Below are 18,796 nucleotides of genomic sequence, written 5' to 3' on the forward strand. Positions count from 1 at the left end.
TTATTGCTTGATTATTTTCCCTGTTTTATGCAGATTATCAGCATCAAAACTATACAAATACAATCCGCTTTGAAGCGATTGCAGAGAAAGAACTGGATTTGAATTATTGATTTTTTCTTCTATTAATTTTTGCCCTAAGATAGAATAAATGGTTACTGATGCAGTGTTGTTTTCATTTAAAAAAGAAAACGAAACTTCATTTTTAGTCGGATTTGGATATACTGCAAACGAAGCCTCTGCAATAAAACTGTCAACACTTAACGCTGCACCAAAATTTGGAATTCCATATCCATAATTATTATCTGGATTCGCATATCGATCAGCAGAACTCAAAATCATCTGTCTGATTTCTTTGTTTGTTTTTGATGGAAATGCTTGCCATAAAGAAGCTGCCATTCCTGCCATTATCGGACAAGAAAATGAAGTTCCACTTGCTGTAACAATATTCCCATTTGCATCAGAAACCGTAGCTGATGCTCCTTTTGCCATAACATCGGGTTTTACTCTACCATCATAACTTGGCCCGATTGAACTAGAACCAGCTTTTACTTTAGAAGCATTAACAGAACCGATTGCTAATACAGAAACAGCATCTGCAGGGGCTCCAATATGATTTTCTGGCTGGTTTCCTTCATTTCCAGCAGAAGCCAAAACCAATATTCCTTTACTAAAAGCAATCTCTGCACCACGAGAAATAAAGGTCGTAATTCCGTTCATCTCGCTATAGGTATGATTGTATCTAATTTCATCTCTATACAAAAAATATCCTAGTGAAGTAGTTATGATATCAACACCTAAAGCATCTGCTTTTTCTGCCGCTTCGACCCAAAGCGATTCTTCTAACGGAATCTCCTGTGCATCAATTTCTGTGATAAAAAGGTAATACGATGCATTTGGAGCTGTTCCTACCAAAGAATTTACCGTATAACCTCCCATAGTTGAAAGCACCGAAGTTCCATGAGAGCCACCTGTGTAAAAATTGCTGTTTCTGGTAGTATAATCGTAACCGCCTAGAATTTTATTATTATTTCTGAGATTTTCAAAAGGTTGAGCTGTATTCACGCCTGGAAAACCTGCATCCATAACAGCTATGATTTTCCCCTCTCCGGTATAATTCTGCTGATGCAAAACTTGTCCGTTCAGCATCTGAATTTGATTTGCCGAATTTCCGTAAGAGTAATCAATTGCCGTTTTTAATTTATCATGAGTCTGATTAATAGACGCTTCAGAAACTCTTTTTCCTGTAGTATTTAAAGTTTTGTCAGCAAACTCAATTCTGGAAACAAAAGACAGTGATTTTAAAGCATTAATATTGGTCTGAGTTCCCTCAATATGAAGTGCATTCAGCCATTTTGATCGCGCTTTTACGATAATTCCCGTGCTTGAAGTAATTTGATTTACATACGCAGTTTCTAAAGGAGCGTCAGTAATAGCTAAAGCAATATTTTGATTCGTTCTTCGATCCAAAGCTCTTTGAGAAAGTTCGCTTAACGGATTATCATAAAAGGCTTGTGCATTTGGCTTACCATTAAAATAAACCCATGCATCTTCTTGCGAAAATACCGTAAATGAAAGAAGTAATAAAAGAAAAGTAAAGTTATATCTCATCGTTTTACACCTTTAAGGGATTCACTCCCAAATAAAGTATAAAGCTAAGAAATTACTCCCGAACCAACTAATTCATTTTCTAAATACCAAGCAACAAATTGTCCTTCTGTAATAGCAGACTGCGGTTCTTCAAACTCCACGTACATTCCGTCCTCAAATTGATACAAAACAGCTTTTTGCAATGGCTGACGATAACGGATTCTTGCCATCACTTCCATATTTTCTCCTGCTTTTAGCGTCATATCTTCTCTAACCCAATGTACTTCAGATTGTCCAACAAAAAGTGCTTTTTTAAACAAACCTGGATGCTCGCTAGACATACCTGTATAAATGGTATTGGTCTCTACATCGGTCGCAATTACAAATAAAGGATCTGTTGTTCCTCCTACATTCAAACCTTTTCTTTGTCCAACTGTAAAATAATGAGCTCCTTGGTGTTTTCCAACTACTTTTCCCATTGTGGGAATATAATCAAGCTTTTGAGATTCTAGCTTTAATCTTTCTTCTAAAGAAAGTTCAGCCGATTTCTCAATAGCATAGATTGGATCATTTTTATCTACTTGAACAATTTTACCTTCTTTAGGCTGTAATTTTTGCTGTAAAAATTCGGGAAGACGAACTTTTCCAATGAAACATAAACCTTGAGAATCTTTCTTTTCTGCTGTAACCAATTCCATTTCAGCAGCAATTTCACGCACTTCTGGTTTTGTCAAAGCTCCGATAGGAAACAAGGCTTTTGACAATTGTTCTTGCGACAATTGGCATAAGAAATAAGATTGATCTTTGTTAACGTCATTTCCAGCAATCAATTGATACACCGGTTTTCCGTCTACTTCAATTTCACTTTTTTGGCAGTAATGTCCTGTGGCCACATAATCAGCTCCAAGACTTAAAGCGATTTTCATAAACACATCAAATTTGATTTCGCGGTTACAAAGCACGTCAGGATTTGGAGTTCTTCCTTTTTCATATTCGTTAAACATGTAGTCAACGATTTTTTCTTTGTATTCTTCACTCAAATCAACTGTTTGAAACGGTATTCCAAGCTTTTCAGCAACAAGCAAAGCGTCGTTACTGTCTTCAAGCCAAGGGCATTCGTTCGAAATAGTAACCGAATCATCGTGCCAGTTCTTCATGAAAAGACCAATAACTTCGTATCCTTGCTGCTGCAATAAATATGCTGCAACACTAGAATCTACTCCACCTGAAAGTCCAACAACTACTCGTTTCATTTTGAATGTTTAATTTTTTAAGGTTGCAAAGGTACGCCAAATAATAGAAAATTTCACCATGGTTTTCATTAGTTTAAGTAATCCCGCGGTAGATAAAACTTATTCGGTTTTTGCTCGTTGGGCGAAATAGAAGAAAAATCAAATTTAATCTGCTAAAATCTCTTAAAATCTGCGTGAAATACTTTTTTTCGAGCGATATTTTCACGCAGATTTATACAGAATAAAGCAAATTTGCAAAGATTTAAATTTAATTGGACGAGGTAAAATTGACAAAAACAATTTCACTCAATGAGTTCTTTTTTTAATTACATTTAATCATCTATTTGTATTGTATGAAAAAATTCATTTACAGCTTATTTTTCCTTTTCATCTTAACCTCGCTAAGTGCGCAGCGATTTAGCGCGTCACTGCCAAATTATGAAGCTTACAAGGCATTTAGAGGAAAACCATTGTCTGATAAATTTTCGAATATCGAATCTGTAAAAGTGATTTATGATCTTAGAGAACAGAAAATGTATTATTTCAACAGTAGTGTTATTTTACTTCACTATGATTTTGTTGTTAATTATTTAGGCTACAGTCAAGATCTTGAAATATTTAATAATGAAAATTATAGCGATACGGAGAAAAACAGAGATTTCCTTCTCGGAAATTTAAATCATATAAAAGGAACTGACAAATGGATTTTTGAACTCGCTGCGTCCGATCATATGCCTTTGCCATTGATTGAACGTTTTTTCAATATGGTTAAAAATTCCACATTTATTGGCGAAAAACTAAAATTTTATCTGAATAATCCAGAAATGATGGAATGGTTTCAGCAGCAGAAATTCAAAATTCCGTGTATAAAATCAGATTATATTTTTGGCGAAATCAAATATCAAGAAGTTGTTCGAGGCAGTAATGTTGGAATTCTAAAAAAATACAAAATCAAAGAACTGGAAACCATAAAACCTAACTCTGATGAAATCATTATTTTAGACGGAACGCCAGATATTCTTCCAAATGTGCGAGGAATTATTGTAAACGAACTTCAAACTCCGTTAAGCCATTTGGTTCTTTTAGGAAAAAACAGAAAGATTCCGATTATGGCTTACACTGCTATTGAAAAAGATAACAACATCGAAAGACTGCTTTCTAAAAAAGTAGAATTAAAAATAGAAGTCGATACTTTTTTCATAAAAGAAACAACTAAAAAAATCCCAGTAAAATCTGCCGGAAAAAAGAAAAAACTAACAATTGACAATTCTGTAACTGACTTAATCAACTTATCTGAAATTCCCAAAAAAGGAGTAAATTATATTGGTTCGAAAGCTCAAAACATGGCATATTTAATTGCAATTTCGAAAGAAATTCCGTTTAAAGTTCCAGAAAATGCGCATGCTATTCCGTTTTATTTTTATACTCAACACATTCAAAAACCTACTATTTCTCCCTTAATTACCGAACTTTTAGCCTATCCGCATAAAGATTCAACGGTATGGATTAACAAACAATTGAAAAAGATCAGAGATGCCATTAAAAAAGAAAACGCGGATCCAACTTTAATAGCCAAACTCAATGAAACTTTTAAAGATGCGAAATTCAAAAATTTCAGATTTCGTTCTTCTACAAATGCCGAAGATCTAGATGATTTTAATGGCGCCGGATTGTACGATTCTAAAACAGGAATTATAGGCGATTCCATCAAAACTTTCGAAAAAGCCATCAAACAAGTTTGGGCAAGTGTTTGGAATGAGGCTTCTTATAACGAAAGAGAACTTTTTGGAATTGATCAGCAAAATATTGCCATGGGAGTTTTAGTGCATCGTTCGTTTCCTGACGAATTAGCAAATGGTGTTATTATCACCAAAAATATATTCAGAGAGAACTTTCCTGGAATTACGGTTAATGTTCAAAAAGGAGAAAACTCGGTTGTAAAACCCGAAAAAGGAGAAATCTGCGAACAATTTGTTGCTTATCATTTTAATGACGGAAAAGACGAAACCGACTTTGATATTGATTATACTTCCAATTCAAATCTGAATAATAACGAACCTTTATTGACTCGAAAAGAAATGAGCAATTTGTATGATGTGAGCAAAAAAATTGAAACCAAAATGTATCGATATTGGCGTAAAAACTTGTTTCATCCTGTCGATATAGAATTTAAAATTGTAGGCGAAAAAAGAGATTTGTACATCAAACAAGTCCGCCCGTTTAATGACTAATAGAAAACTAATAAATCTATTTCGTTGGCCGCTGTGTTAATTAAGACAATTCTAAAATCAAAATCTTCAATCTTAATTTTCTCTTGAATTGATTTTCTAATTATTTCGGAGTTTAAAGAAAAGTTTTCGTCAAGCGGAATTTTCACATCTACAGAATTCAGATATTTTGAAGCTTTTTTGTTGACAATAATTGAAGCGACAATATAAAATCCGATAATAATAATTTGAAAAAACAATAATAATTCAATCTTTTCAAACGGATACATAATGTCTAAAATAGACAGCGTAATTGTTGCGAAAAGAAAGATGATTGCGTTTACAGTAAAAGATTGTGTTCTAAAACGAAGTATCGAAAAAATCGCAAAGAGACCAAAACCAATTCCGACTCCAATTTCGATTTTTGTAAAAAGATAACAGAGCGAAAAAGTACAAAGCCCAACAATAACCATCAACGGATTTATGGTTGCATTATCTTTTCTGTTGGAAAAAAAATACAGAACTAAAATTGAGCAAAACAACAGTGAAAATCGTCCTAAAAGTTCATTTAAATCCATTGGTTAGAATAATTGGTTAATCAAATGTAAACAATTTATTCTTTACCTATTTTATTTTTTAATGAATGAATTCTGAACTTTTTAGACTATTACTTTTTCGGCGCTGGGCCTTTTTCAGAAGCTTTATTCGTGTTTTTAGGATCGCTCATATTCACTTCTTTCACTAATTTTCCTTTTTGATAAAACTGCCAGATTCCAGCTTTTTTACCGTTTACAAATTTCCCTTTTGAAGCAATCGATTTATCTGAATCATAAAAAACGGTCTCTCCGTTGTATTCATTATTTCTAAAATAAGATTCTTCCAAAAGCGTTCCGTCTTGTCCTATTTTTTTATAAGGGCCCTCTTTTAAACCATTTTTATACGTCATCTCTTCTGCAATTTGAGCATTTGGATAATAAATCGTTCTTAAGCCTTCCAGTTTTCCATTTTTATAATTTTCAACTGTCATCAAAACTTTAGACGCTTTATGATAATATTTCCATTCGCCTTCACGCGCTTTCCCGATCTCTTTTCCTTCGCTCACTTTATTTTTTCCCTGATCATAAAAAATAGTATACGAACTTCCATCATTTGCGCTAAAATCTCTTGTCGCTACAATGTCACCTTTTTTTGTATCATCAAAAAACTTAAAAACTCCAGTTTCTTTTCCATGATCAAAAGTTCCTTCGTAGCGAGGGCGCTTAGATTCGGCATAAGTACCTTTCCAAAGTCCGTCTTTTTTTCCAGCTGCGTCAACTTTATTAATATCAGTTTGAGCATTTGAAACTAATGCTGTCAGGAATAATAATCCAAATATGATTTTTTTTGAGGTCATGGTAAATTCTATTTTTAAGCTTAACGAAAATCTTAATTATAAAGTATAATGGTATAAAAAAATCCCGATAAATCGAGATTTTTTTATTTAGAATTATTTCTTTTTCTTATTCTGAGCTTTTGCTGCTTCCTGTTGTTCCATTACTTCTTGAAGACGCTGTTGGAACTTACTTGGTTTCTTAGGCTCTCTTTGTTTGTTTTCTTGAATCTGAGCGTGAATTTTATCACTGTCTACAATATAATTCTTAATAACAAACATAATTCCGATTGTAATTAAGTTCGAAATAAAGTTGTATAAAGATAATCCAGAACCGTAGTTATTGAAGAAAATTAACATCATTAATGGCGAAACATAAATCATGATTTTCATCATTTTTGCCATATCTGGCATACCTTCTTGCTGAGGCGCTGCCATTTGTTGGTCTCCCGAAGTCATTTTCATGTAGAAGAAAATCGCAATTGCTGCCAAGATTGGGAACAAACTGATATGGTCTCCATACATCGGAATGTTGAATGGTAATTTTACAATCGAGTCAAAAGAAGATAAATCGTCTGCCCAAAGGAAGCTTTTTTGTCTTAATTCGAATGCTGCAGGGAAAAACTGGAACGATGCATACATGAAAGGCAATTGAATCAATGCCGGAATACATCCTGCCATTGGGTTTACACCTGCTTTGTTGTACAGTTTCATTGTTTCCTGTTGTTTCTTCATTGGGTCTTTTTTGAATTTTTCTCCCAACTCTGCAATATCAGGTCTTAAAACTTTCATTTTAGCCTGAGACAAGAATGACTTATAGGTAATTGGCGACATAGCCAATTTGATAACAATTGTAAAAATAATGATTGCAATTCCTAACGACAATCCAATTGTTGAGCTTAAGAACCCAAATAATGGAATGAAAATCCATTTGTTGATCCATCCGAAGATTCCCCATCCTAATGGTATAATCTTTTCGAAGTTTTTATCGTAAGCTTTTAATGTTTTATAATCTGCAGGACCCATATACAAATTCATTTTGTAATCGATCTCTCCGTTTGAAAACGCTAAAGGCAAATTAGCTCTAAACTGTTTAGTGAAAACAGTATCGATTTTTTCGTCTTTAACTAAATCATCAGATTGCAATTTTGAAGTTTCAAAAGGTTTTTCTGTAGATAAAATAGTGGTAAAGAAATGCTGTTTAAAAGCTACATAACTTACTTTTTCAGGAGTTTCTTCTTTCCCTTGTCCGTGTTGGCTTACGTTATTGTATTTTGATTCTTCGTATTTAAAATCAATTTGCGCATAACGGTTTTCGTAAGCTACACTTTTCTCATTTCTATATGTTTTTAAATCCCATTGCAAATCAACTGGTTTTGCAGAATTTAAAACTCTGTTTAATCCTTGAGAACGAATATCAAAACCAACTAAGTAATCGCTTGGCTTAAGGATGTATTTATATTCTAAAAATTCATTTGCTCCAGCTTTCAAACGCATAGAAAGAACTTGGTCTGCACCAATTTTTTCTAATGTTGGTTCGAAATACAGATCTTTAGAATTTAATGTTCTATTGTCTGTTGTAAGAAGCTGTAAATTTAGGTTTGAGTTGTTGTTTTTGATTAACTCAACTAATTGTCCAGAACCTTTTTTTAATCTTTCGAATTCTTTTAAAGTAGCTTCAACAATATATCCACCTTTATTAGCAATCTTTAATTTTAATTTTTCATTTTCGATTGTAGTAAAAGCTTCTTTTGCAGAAGGAAGTGTTGCAGAATAAGCAAATCCTCCTAAAGTTTTTTGCAATTGAGCCAATTGAACTGTATCTCCAGGAGTTACAGCTGCAGCTGGTAATGACGCAGTTTTAGCTTTATCTGCTTTTGCTTGTGCTTCTTGTTTAGCAACTAATTCTTTCTTGGCTTTTTCAGCAGCGATTTCTTTTTCAGAAGGCTGATTTTGGTACATAATCCAAATCAAAATTCCAAAGATCAATACAAAACCAATGATTGAATTGAGGTCTAATTTTTTTTCTTCCATTATAATTTAAAAAAGTTATTCATTGAAGCTTATTAGTAATGAGTTTGTCTCAAAAGTTACAAGTTTCTCAAAATATTAATTACTGTTTTTTATGTGCATTTACTGCAGCTGCCACAAAGTTTACAAAGATTGGGTGCGGATTTGCAACTGTACTCTTGTATTCTGGGTGGTATTGTACACCAATGAAGAATGGGTGGTTTTCTAGCTCTACAATTTCTACTAAACCTGTATCAGGGTTAACTCCAGAAGCTTTTAAACCAGCTTTTTGCAATTCATCAGCATATTTATTGTTGTACTCATAACGGTGGCGGTGACGCTCCGAAATAGTTTTTTCTCCGTAAATTCTATACGCTAAAGTATCTGGTTTAATATCACATTTCCAAGCTCCTAAACGCATTGTTCCTCCTTTGTCGGTTACATTTTTTTGCTCTTCCATCAAACTCACAACCGGATGAGACGTTTTGTCGTTCATTTCAGTAGAATTCGCTTCAGCGTAACCTAAAATATTTCTAGAATATTCGATAACAGACATTTGCATTCCTAAACAAATTCCGAAAAAAGGAATATTGTTTTCACGTACAAAACGAACTGCTTCGATTTTTCCTTCAATACCTCTTTCTCCAAAACCTGGAGCAACTAAAACTCCGTCAAGAGTTCCTAATTTCTCTGCCACATTCTCAGCATTAATATGCTCTGAGTGAATAGAAATTACGTTTACTTTAGTTTCATTTGCAGCTCCTGCATGGATAAACGCCTCTAAAATAGATTTGTAACAATCCTGCATTTCTACATATTTTCCAACCAAACCAATGTTTACAGTTTGTTTTGGACTTTTTAATCTTTTTAAGAAAGTATTCCAGTTTTTAAGATCTGGAGATGCTTTTTTAGGCAAATCTAATTTCTTTAAAGCCACAACATCTAATCCTTCTTCAAGCATTAAATTTGGAACTTCATATATAGTAGAAGCATCAATTGACTGAATAACCGCTTCTTTCTTCACATTACAGAATAAAGCTAATTTCTGGCGTAATTCCTGAGACAATTCATGCTCAGTTCTACAAACCAAAATATCGGCTTTAATACCGCTTTCCATTAAAGTTTTAACAGAATGCTGTGTTGGTTTTGTTTTCAACTCACCAGCTGCAGCCAAATAAGGAACTAATGTTAAGTGAATAACAATTCCGTTATTTTCACCTAACTCCCAAACCAATTGACGAACAGATTCTATATAAGGTAAAGATTCGATATCACCAACTGTACCACCAATTTCAGTAATTACAATATCATAATCGCCAGATTTACCTAGCAATTGCATTCTGTCTTTGATTTCATTTGTGATATGAGGAACAACCTGAACCGTTTTTCCTAAAAATTCTCCTCTTCTTTCTTTTTCAATAACCGAAAGATAAACTCTTCCTGTAGTAACGTTATTAGCCTGAGAAGTAGGAACGTTCAAGAAACGCTCGTAGTGTCCTAAGTCTAAGTCAGTTTCAGCTCCATCATCTGTCACATAACATTCTCCGTGCTCGTACGGGTTTAGTGTCCCCGGATCTACGTTAATATATGGATCAAATTTCTGAATTGTAGTACGGTATCCTCTTCCTTGTAACAATTTTGCCAAAGATGCCGCGATAATTCCTTTTCCTAATGAAGAGGTCACACCTCCTGTAACAAAAATATATTTTGTTTGATTCATTCTGTTGTCGTTTGTAAGTAGTTGTGTAAAAAACTTGGCAAAAGTACAAATTTAATTAGACAATTTATCAATTCCAGAATGAGATAATTTTTAAAATTTTAGGCGCATTTTATTTTATCTACTTCCCTATCAATTATCTTATCAAAATGAATGCTTTTTTATCATTATTAGCTAAAAATTCATAACTAAAACTCAAAAATACAATCTAATTAATTTCTAGTAAGGAAGTATTAAATTATAAAAGCAAAAGAGAAAAGAAATTGCACTTATAGAGACATCAAAAATTAATATCCTTCTAAATAAGGAAGAAGAAATAATCCAATTGATAAAAAATCTAACGAGAAGCTGAAACAAAAAGAAACCAAAAATTTTCACAGAAAACGGATTGTAAGCGATTGCTTCCTGAAAATGAAATCGAAGGATTTGAGAAAAAGCTCTCGTAAGTCCTCGGCTTTTACAGTATACCAAGGGCAATCCTTCACAGGATGATTGCAAACCAAAGTTTAAATATGGGAGAAAAAAGCAATAAAAAAAGACAAACATAATTATGAAAACCATAATTACATTTATCTTTTTATAAGAATCAATTCCTTGATAAACAGACATTTTTATCAAAAAATTATTTTACAGTAGCTTCAATTGTAGTAGTATCTACTTGCACCTTTATGTTTAAAGAATCATCTGTTTGTATTTTTTCTACTTTAACAGAATCTAAAGCTCTCTGAATTTCATCTTTATGCTCTAAAGCCATAGATCCTACTGAACCTACAAAAATTGCAACCCAGATAAAAACAAAGATTGTTGCTGCAATTCCTAGATACAAACCTGCTTTTGGCAAAGAGGTTGGGGCATTTTCTTTTTTTGCTTGATGCAAGGCAATTGCTCCAAACACAATCGCAAGAACACCAAATATTACAGCGATAAAACCAAAGCAAGGAATAAATGCGGCTAATACACCAATAACACCAAAGATTAAAGCGACAATACCCATTGATTGGCCAGCATTTGAAGAAGGTAAATTGTTTTCCATAAAAAATTGTTTTGTTAGTTCAGACAAAAATAGAAAACGACTAACACAAACTAGGGCGATCCAATCTAAGTTATCAACAATTAAATTAACCTTCTTTTTCTGAATTAAGGTTTCGGATATTGTTTTTTAATATTTCGAATCAATTCTTCCAATCCGTTTAGTTTCAACTCATAAATCAATTGCAGCTGCTGTCCTAATTCTCCTTTTGGAAATCCTTTATTATGATACCAAACTACATAATATTCAGGCAAATCTATTAGATATTTTCCTTCATATTTCCCGAAAGGCATTTTGGTGTGGGCTAATTTTATGAGTTGTTTTTTGTCTTGATCCATGGTTTTTAAGAAGAAAGAAGCAAGAGGAAAGACTTATACTTTCTTCTTGCTTCAATTATATGCAAAGCTATTATTATTTTTCTTTTTCCTGCCACAGATTAAAAGGATTAGAAAGATTTTTTTTTAATAATCCTTGTAAATATTTTTAATCCATGATAAAAAACTTAGAAGCTTAGGACCTTAGCATCTCAGAAGCTTTAAAAAAAAGAAGCAAGAAAAAAGAACCTATTTTCGTTCCTCCTTCCTGCTTCAAAAATATTATTTTAAGATTTATTCCTAATTTTCTAAAATCCTAAAAAAACTTAGAATCTCAGAACCTCATCATCTTAGTAGTGCCATCTCACGAAAGCTTCCATTGCAGCATATGTTGCTAAACCTAATTGGTGATACAATTCCGCTGTTTCGCGGTTTCTGTCTTCTGCTCTCTGCCAGAACTCTCTTGCATCTGTTCCTTGAAAAACAACTCCATCTTTTTGAGATTGGTGTTTGAAGATTCCGTGACGTTTTGCCAAAACTTGATCAGGGCTCATTGGAACTGCCATTTCAACTTCGTCAATTCCCCATTCTTGCCAAGCTCCACGGTATAACCATAACCAGCAGTCGTTCATGAATTCTTTTGGTTTTAAAACTTTAACTGCCTCAAAAATAGCATCTAAACAAACTTTATGCGTTCCGTGCGGATCTGCTAAATCTCCAGCTGCGTAAATCTGGTGCGGTTTAATTTTCTCAATCAAATCAACCGTCAATTGAATATCTTCTGGTCCGATTGGTTTTTTCTCAATTGTTCCTGTTTCATAGAAAGGCAATTCCATAAAGTGAATCTGAGAATCTGGAAGCCCCACAAAATAACTTGTAGCTCTCGCCTCTCCTTTTCTGATCAAACCTTTAATGTAACGAACTTCTGGAATATCAATTTCGCTGTTCTTTTTGTTTTGCAAAAACGCTTCAGCCTTTTTGTAGATGTTGTCCGCTTCTTCGCTTTTGATTCCGAATTTCTCATTGTAATCAATTACGAATCTTGCAAAACGAAGCGCTTCATCATCTGCAACAGCAATATTTCCAGATGTTTGGTAAGCTACGTGCACTTCATGCCCTTGTTCTTGCAAACGCATGAAAGTTCCTCCCATACTGATAATATCGTCATCAGGATGCGGACTGAAAATTAACACACGTTTTTTAGCCGGCTCCGCTCTTTCAGGACGATTAGAATCGTCTGAATTTGGTTTTCCACCTGGCCAACCCGTAATTGTGTTTTGTAATTTATTAAATATCTTAATGTTAGTATCGTAAGCTGGACCTGAATCTGCTAACAAATCACTCATACCGTTTTCGATATAATCAGCATCTGTAAGCATTAAAATTGGCTTTTTAAGATCTAATGCCAATCCTAAAACTGCTTTACGAGTTAATTTGTCTGTCCAAACAATTTTTTCAACCAACCAAGGCTTGTTGATTCTCGTTAATTTTGAAGAAGCTTCTTTATCTAAAATAAAAACTGCATTATTGTGCTCTTGCAAAAATGACGCTGGAACTCTGTTTGTAACTTCGTCTTCAACAGATTTTTTTACAATGTTTGCTTTTCCTTCTCCCCAAGCTAACAAGATTACTCTTTTTGCTTCCATGATTTTTTTTACTCCAAGCGTAATAGCCGTTCTTGGTGTATTATTTAAACCATAAAAATCTTTACTTGCCGCAACTCTTGTAATATGATCTAACGCAACCAAACGAGTTTTAGAGTTTTGAAGCGAACCAGATTCGTTAAAACCAATATGTCCGTTACCTCCAATTCCTAGAACCTGCAAATCGATTCCGCCTAAAGCTTCAATTTTAGCTTCGTATTCGTGGCAATAATCTGCAATTTGTTCTTTTGTCAAAAGTCCGTCTGGAACGTGAGCGTTTTCAGGTAAAATATCGACATGATCAAACAGAAGTTCTTTCATGAAACGAACATAACTGTTGATTGAATTTGGTTCCATTGGATAATATTCATCCAAGTTAAAACTAATTACGTTTTTGAAACTCAAACCTTCTTCTTTATGCAGACGCACTAATTCAGCATACAAACCTTTTGGAGAAGAACCTGTTGCCAAACCAAGAATACATGGTTTTCCTTCTTTTTGTTTTTCTCTAATTAAAGCCGCAATTTCTTGTGCTACTTCTTTTGAAGCATCCGTTGAGTTTTCAAAAACAACCGTATTAATGTTTTCGAATCGTTTTTCGAAACCTGTTGCTTTGTCGATTTTACTTTTTAACATGATATATTAATTTTTATTTTTTGTTCAACTATTCCATTTTCTGTATTTATGCCCTTTTACAGCATAAAACAAAATCATTGCATAAGAAGGCAGCAACATTAGATAAGCCAATTGATTACCGCTCTTTGAAACATCTTGCATATTTTTTGCAATATTGGCAGAATTGATGCTCTCGGTGATCATTCCATAAAAAAGCGGAAAAACTGCTCCACCGATAATTCCCATAATCAAAATAGCACTTCCTATTTTTGTATACCCCCCTAAATCCTGCAAAGCCATTGGCCAGATTGCTGGCCAGCATAATGCATTTGCCAATCCTAAAAGTGCTACTAAAAGTATTACTAAAGGTATATTTGGAGTTCCAGGAAATGCAATCATAATTTTTGGCGAAATCAAAACAATTGCCAAAACCAGCACTAAACCAAGCATTCCAGATACCTTTAAAGCAGTGACTTGCGAAACATATTTAGGAATCAGTACAATTCCAAGAACGTAACCGATCACCATTGCCGACATGGTAAATGATGTTAATTTTAAGTAGAAATTCCCTTCTTCACCGTAAACTCCTAATTGTTTTCCGAAAGCTCCGATAGAATCTCCCGCTAAAACTTCGGCAGACAAATACAGCATTAAAGTAATTACTCCTAAAACCAGTTGCGGATGTTTGAAAGCATTTTTAATCTGTTTAAAAACACTTAATTCAGATACATTCCCATCTTCATCCAAATCAATTTCTGGTAGAGGAGAAAATTTTACCATTAAAGCTAAAACAGTAATAATCAACCCCATATAAAGATACGGTGTTTGTAATTGTAATGCAAGAGAATTTAACGCACTAGTTTTTGCAGCTTCATCCATCAAGGCAATTTTGTCTGCGGTAAAGTCTTGCATATTAGACAAAACCAAAACCGTAAGCACAATTGGCGCAACAAATCCTGCCAATTTATTTGCAATTCCTAAAACACTGATTCTTGCCGCTGCACTTTCTCTTGGCCCAATTACAACAACATACGGATTTGAAGCTGTTTGCAAAACCGCCAAACCAGTTCCCATAACAAATAAGGCTAATAAAAACAGCAGAAATGTTCGGCTTGAAGCTGCCGGATAAAACATAAAAGCTCCCGCAGCAATAATCAATAACCCTAAGGAGATTCCGTTTTTATATCCCACTTTTTCAATGATATAAGAAGAAGGAACTGCCATAACAAAATAGGCAATATAAAAGGCGAAAGTCACAAAATAGGCTTGCGAAGAAGTTAGTTCGCAAGCTAATTCAAAAAACGGAATTAATGGTCCGTTAAGCCAGGTTACGAACCCTAGAATAAAAAACAATAAGGTTAAAATTACCATCGGAACAATGGTACTTTTTTTCTCTACTTGTAATGTACTTTGAATGTTTGTCATAATTTTTGGTTGATTTAGTTATAGATTTATTTAATTCAAAATCTAAATTAGAATCAACTCTCACATTATTGATTGCGTAATTTATGCAAATATCTGCATTTTTTTTGCAAAACAAAAGTACTACATTAAATTTCCTTATTCTCTAATTTAGATATGAAAGTTTTGTTAATTTTTATTATTCCAATTTAAATCAGGATAATATTTTGCCAAATATGTTTTTACTTCGGCAATATCTTCTTTGGCAGTTAGGTCTGGAACGTGCTCTGAAAACGGAATTCCGATCGTGGTATTCGGATTTTCCTTAACAGAGTTTAAAAGAACCGTTGGAAGCTCCTTTTCATCACGCTCTGGATGGACTGGACAATTTTTAAGATGTATATATAAGGTCTTGCCATTAAACTTAAAAGCATTCATGCTGACACGTATTTTGCCTTCTGCATCTTTATATTGCTTCAAATCTTCTTCTGTCGGTTTTTCTAAAATATCCAACAGCTGATTATTTGCATCTAATTTTGCAATTGCAAAACGCGAAATACGTTCTAGCGGAAAATCCATTGCATCGCGATCATAACTAATAAAAGCATTTAAACTTTCCGTTTCTCTCAAGGCACGCAATGCTTCTGCCGAATACAAATTATCGCTATTACAAACTGAATAAAACTGCGAATTTAATTCTGGATATTGCTCTACAGCCTGAAACAAAGCATCTGCAGTTCCAAAAGGTTTTACTCTTCCTTCCGGAATATATTGAACCGCAAATGAAATATTGAGCCCGTGAAAATCATTATCCTTCATTTTACTGCCGTAAAACTCTTTAAACAATTCTCCTTGCTCTCCTATTATAATATAGATGTTTTTATAGCCTGCCTTTTTCGCATTCCATAAAAGATAATCCAAAAGAGGTCTTCCGCTTGAACCAACACCTATTAAACCTTTACTTCTTTCGTTAGCCTGCGCAATTTCTTCTGGAGATAAATTATCTGTAACCGCTTCTTTTTTCATACGAGAAGAAGCTCCACCCGCTAGAATCACTAAATTGTCGTGCATTTTATTTAATTTTCAATATTATCAATAATTCGTACTCCTGGATCAACATTTACCGCATACGCTTCTTGTGCTCCTGCATCTAAAATTGCCTTAATAACCACATCTTCATTTACAGGGTCAGCGATCACAACAATACTTCCGCCGCCGCCAGAGCCCACAATTTTTGCCCCGTACGCTCCTGCTTTCAATGCTGCATTGACCATTGCATCAATTCTTGGAACGGTAATTTTAAGCAAATCACGTAAAACTTCATGATGCCCATTCATTAAAGCTCCAATTTTCTTTAGATCTAAAACTGGCTTTTCGAATTCTTTCAAAGCTTCTTTGGTAAAATAATAATTCTTTACAGCCGCTTCAAAAAACGGAATCAAGCGATCTGGAAGACAATTTCTATATTTATCCAAATCCTCAATTTCAGAAGCATTCAAATCAAACTGCGGATAATTCTGTTTTACCAGATCAATTGCCATTAAAGCATTTCCTTTCAATTCGCCAAGAAGCCCTATCGTTTCCTTTGGAACACCTGAAACTCCTGTAATTAAACCTTTTAATTCTGTTCCTATAACATCAAAAGAAAACGGTTTTTTTGTATTAATGTAAACGATATTTCCAACGCCAATACTAAAATGATCCATCATTCCGCCAGGTTCTCCATGTTCTAACACTTCAGATTCATAACCTAATTTTGACAGAAACTCAGGCGTAACTTCATGATCTATTCCGAAAGCTTCGATCAGAAAACGAATCCAAGCCATTAACAACGCTGATGAACTCGATGTTCCTGAGTTAATCGGAATATCTCCAGTAATGGTAATCGTATAACCTGAAGTTGGTTTACATCCATATCTGCGCAAGACACGCAATGAGGATGCAAAATAATCTCTTGATTCTAATTTTTCGAAAGCCTCGTGTATGTCGATAATTCGAATTTCATTAATATCAATCATATTCAGAACAAATGTGTCGGTCTGATTTTCTTTTGCTATTAATTTAATGCTTCTATCAATCGCACAGGCTATAACAGGCAATCCTAAATAATCTTGATGATCTCCAAAAAGACAGGTTCGGCCGGGAGCTAATGAGGTAATTTTTTTCACGTAAACACATTGTGTTAAAATAATGCAATTCAATAAATTACAGTATTATTAGGTTATCTTTTTATTTTAGTTTTTCGGTTTTGATTTCACGAAACTAGATATTATATTTTTATAAAACAAGAAAAAATACAAAAATGTGCTCGAACACACCATTTTAATGTTCTCGAGCACATTTTATAATTCTTACAAAAAATTTACGTTTATTTGCTCAAAGTTTTTATATTTGCTTATATGGATAAAAAGTACACAATTAAGGATATAGCACAAATGGCCGGAGTTTCTAAAGGAACTGTAGACCGTGTTCTGCATAATAGAGGAAAAGTCTCTCCTGCTGCACTCGAAAAAATCAATGAAGTTCTGAATGTAATTGATTATGAACCCAACTTAATTGCTCGAAATTTAAAAAGCACGAAAGTGTACCGCATTTGCGTTTTACTTCCAGATCCCGTATTTGACCCATACTGGCTTCCGTGCATTAACGGAATCCAAGATGCTATAACAGAATTTAAAGCTTATAATGTGGTTATTGAAACACATTATTTTAATCCTGAAAGCACTAAATCTTTTTTAAAAACTCACGAAGCCATTTTAGCCAAATCTCCAGATGCTGTTTTATTAGCACCGCTTTTCCATAAAGAAACCATAGAAATCATAAAACAATATGAGGAATTGGGGATTATGGTAAACACTTTCAACAACCAAGTTGAATCTTCGTCGATAAAAAGTTTTGTCGGACAGGATTTATACAAAAGCGGGCGTGTTGCTGCGAGTCTAATGAATTTAATTCTGCCTAAAGGCCAGATAGCGATTATCCATATTGATGAAAGCTTGAAAAATGCCGTTCACATGCAGGAAAAAGAACGAGGTTTTAGAAGCTACTTTGAAGAAAAAGACCTTTCTGATTTTTCTTTAACTACTTTGAAACTGAAATATTCTAACATCGAAACTAAGCTTCCAGCCTTTATAAATGAAAATCCAGATTTAAGCGGCATTTTCATTACAACTTCTAAAGCTTACCAAATCGCCTCTACACTTTCGAACATTACAGATGAAAAAATTGCTTTGATTGGTTATGACTTAGTTGATAAAAACGTCAGCTTTCTTAATCAGGGATTGATTCATTTTTTAATTCATCAAAACCAAAAGCGACAGGCTTATTTAGGAGTCAGCACTTTAGTAGAACACTTTTTATTTAGAAAAGATATTCCGGAAACCATTTTGCTTCCTATTGATATTATCAATGTAGAGAATGCATCTTTTTACGTTAGTTAAAGGGGTTTTGCCGCTAAGGCGCTAAGGCACGAAGCTTTTTTTTACATTATAATTTTAATTGCCTCCCGCTTTAGCTAGAGGTTTCAGAATATCAACCAAAAGGGCTTTAGCCAAACTTGTGCAGTTTGGCTAAAGCCCTTTCCTATCTTATTTTAATACCTCCAGCTAAAACTGAAGGCAATTCAAATTTCTTTTTCCTTTTAAAAACTTTGCGTCTTAGCGCCTTAGTGG

At 33.9% G+C, this 18,796-nt stretch carries 15 protein-coding genes; 2 read left to right on the forward strand and 13 right to left on the reverse strand.

The window, feature by feature from the left end:
• Together RB618_RS09485 and mnmA are read right to left on the reverse strand one after the other, a co-directional pair.
• Complete coding sequence (locus RB618_RS09485) at positions 1-1,608, reverse strand: S8 family serine peptidase (protein WP_308068524.1); 1,608 nt, start codon at positions 1,606-1,608, stop codon at positions 1-3.
• Positions 1,609-1,652: 44 nt separating this feature from the next.
• Positions 1,653-2,840, reverse strand: coding sequence for a tRNA 2-thiouridine(34) synthase MnmA (gene mnmA / locus RB618_RS09490; protein ID WP_308068525.1), 1,188 nt, complete (start codon positions 2,838-2,840; stop codon positions 1,653-1,655).
• Positions 2,841-3,172: 332 nt separating this feature from the next.
• Here mnmA and RB618_RS09495 point away from each other — a divergent pair, with 332 nt between their 5' ends.
• Entirely contained in the window at positions 3,173-5,050 is a 1,878-nt protein-coding gene (locus RB618_RS09495; protein WP_308068526.1) for a PEP/pyruvate-binding domain-containing protein, read from the forward strand.
• Here RB618_RS09495 and RB618_RS09500 read toward each other — a convergent pair.
• From RB618_RS09500 to RB618_RS09545, 11 genes are all read right to left on the reverse strand, one after another.
• Complete coding sequence (locus RB618_RS09500) at positions 5,047-5,604, reverse strand: DUF4956 domain-containing protein (RefSeq protein WP_308068527.1); 558 nt, start codon at positions 5,602-5,604, stop codon at positions 5,047-5,049. The genes RB618_RS09495 and RB618_RS09500 overlap by 4 nt on opposite strands.
• Positions 5,605-5,693: 89 nt before the next feature.
• Positions 5,694-6,419 carry a hypothetical protein gene (locus RB618_RS09505; RefSeq protein ID WP_308068528.1) on the reverse strand — a complete coding sequence of 242 codons (726 nt, stop codon included), beginning with the start codon at positions 6,417-6,419 and terminating at the stop codon, positions 5,694-5,696.
• A gap of 93 nt (positions 6,420-6,512) precedes the next feature.
• On the reverse strand, positions 6,513-8,429 hold the full coding sequence (gene yidC / locus RB618_RS09510; protein WP_308068529.1) for a membrane protein insertase YidC: 1,917 nt from the start codon (positions 8,427-8,429) through the stop codon (positions 6,513-6,515).
• A gap of 79 nt (positions 8,430-8,508) precedes the next feature.
• Positions 8,509-10,125, reverse strand: coding sequence for a CTP synthase (locus RB618_RS09515; protein WP_308068530.1), 1,617 nt, complete (start codon positions 10,123-10,125; stop codon positions 8,509-8,511).
• 216 nt (positions 10,126-10,341) lie between these two features.
• Entirely contained in the window at positions 10,342-10,731 is a 390-nt protein-coding gene (locus RB618_RS23710) for a DUF2752 domain-containing protein (RefSeq protein WP_374121111.1), read from the reverse strand.
• 13 nt (positions 10,732-10,744) lie between these two features.
• Positions 10,745-11,155 carry a hypothetical protein gene (locus RB618_RS09520; protein ID WP_308068531.1) on the reverse strand — a complete coding sequence of 137 codons (411 nt, stop codon included), beginning with the start codon at positions 11,153-11,155 and terminating at the stop codon, positions 10,745-10,747.
• A gap of 104 nt (positions 11,156-11,259) precedes the next feature.
• Positions 11,260-11,490, reverse strand: coding sequence for a DUF3820 family protein (locus tag RB618_RS09525; protein ID WP_008462478.1), 231 nt, complete (start codon positions 11,488-11,490; stop codon positions 11,260-11,262).
• Between the two features lie 326 nt (positions 11,491-11,816).
• Positions 11,817-13,745, reverse strand: a complete 1,929-nt coding sequence (gene nagB / locus RB618_RS09530; protein WP_308068532.1) for a glucosamine-6-phosphate deaminase — start codon at positions 13,743-13,745, stop codon at positions 11,817-11,819.
• Between the two features lie 24 nt (positions 13,746-13,769).
• On the reverse strand, positions 13,770-15,149 hold the full coding sequence (locus RB618_RS09535; RefSeq protein WP_308068533.1) for a sugar MFS transporter: 1,380 nt from the start codon (positions 15,147-15,149) through the stop codon (positions 13,770-13,772).
• Positions 15,150-15,314: 165 nt separating this feature from the next.
• On the reverse strand, positions 15,315-16,196 hold the full coding sequence (locus tag RB618_RS09540; protein ID WP_308068534.1) for a sugar phosphate nucleotidyltransferase: 882 nt from the start codon (positions 16,194-16,196) through the stop codon (positions 15,315-15,317).
• Between the two features lie 5 nt (positions 16,197-16,201).
• Positions 16,202-17,293, reverse strand: coding sequence for a galactokinase family protein (locus RB618_RS09545; RefSeq protein WP_308068535.1), 1,092 nt, complete (start codon positions 17,291-17,293; stop codon positions 16,202-16,204).
• A 231-nt stretch (positions 17,294-17,524) separates the two neighbouring features.
• On the opposite strand from RB618_RS09545, the gene RB618_RS09550 reads away from it, so the two are divergent.
• Positions 17,525-18,565, forward strand: coding sequence for a LacI family DNA-binding transcriptional regulator (locus tag RB618_RS09550; protein WP_308068536.1), 1,041 nt, complete (start codon positions 17,525-17,527; stop codon positions 18,563-18,565).
• Positions 18,566-18,796 lie beyond the last annotated feature (231 nt).

The sequence above is a fragment of the Flavobacterium sp. LHD-85 genome (assembly GCF_030929595.1).
Taxonomy (GTDB): domain Bacteria; phylum Bacteroidota; class Bacteroidia; order Flavobacteriales; family Flavobacteriaceae; genus Flavobacterium.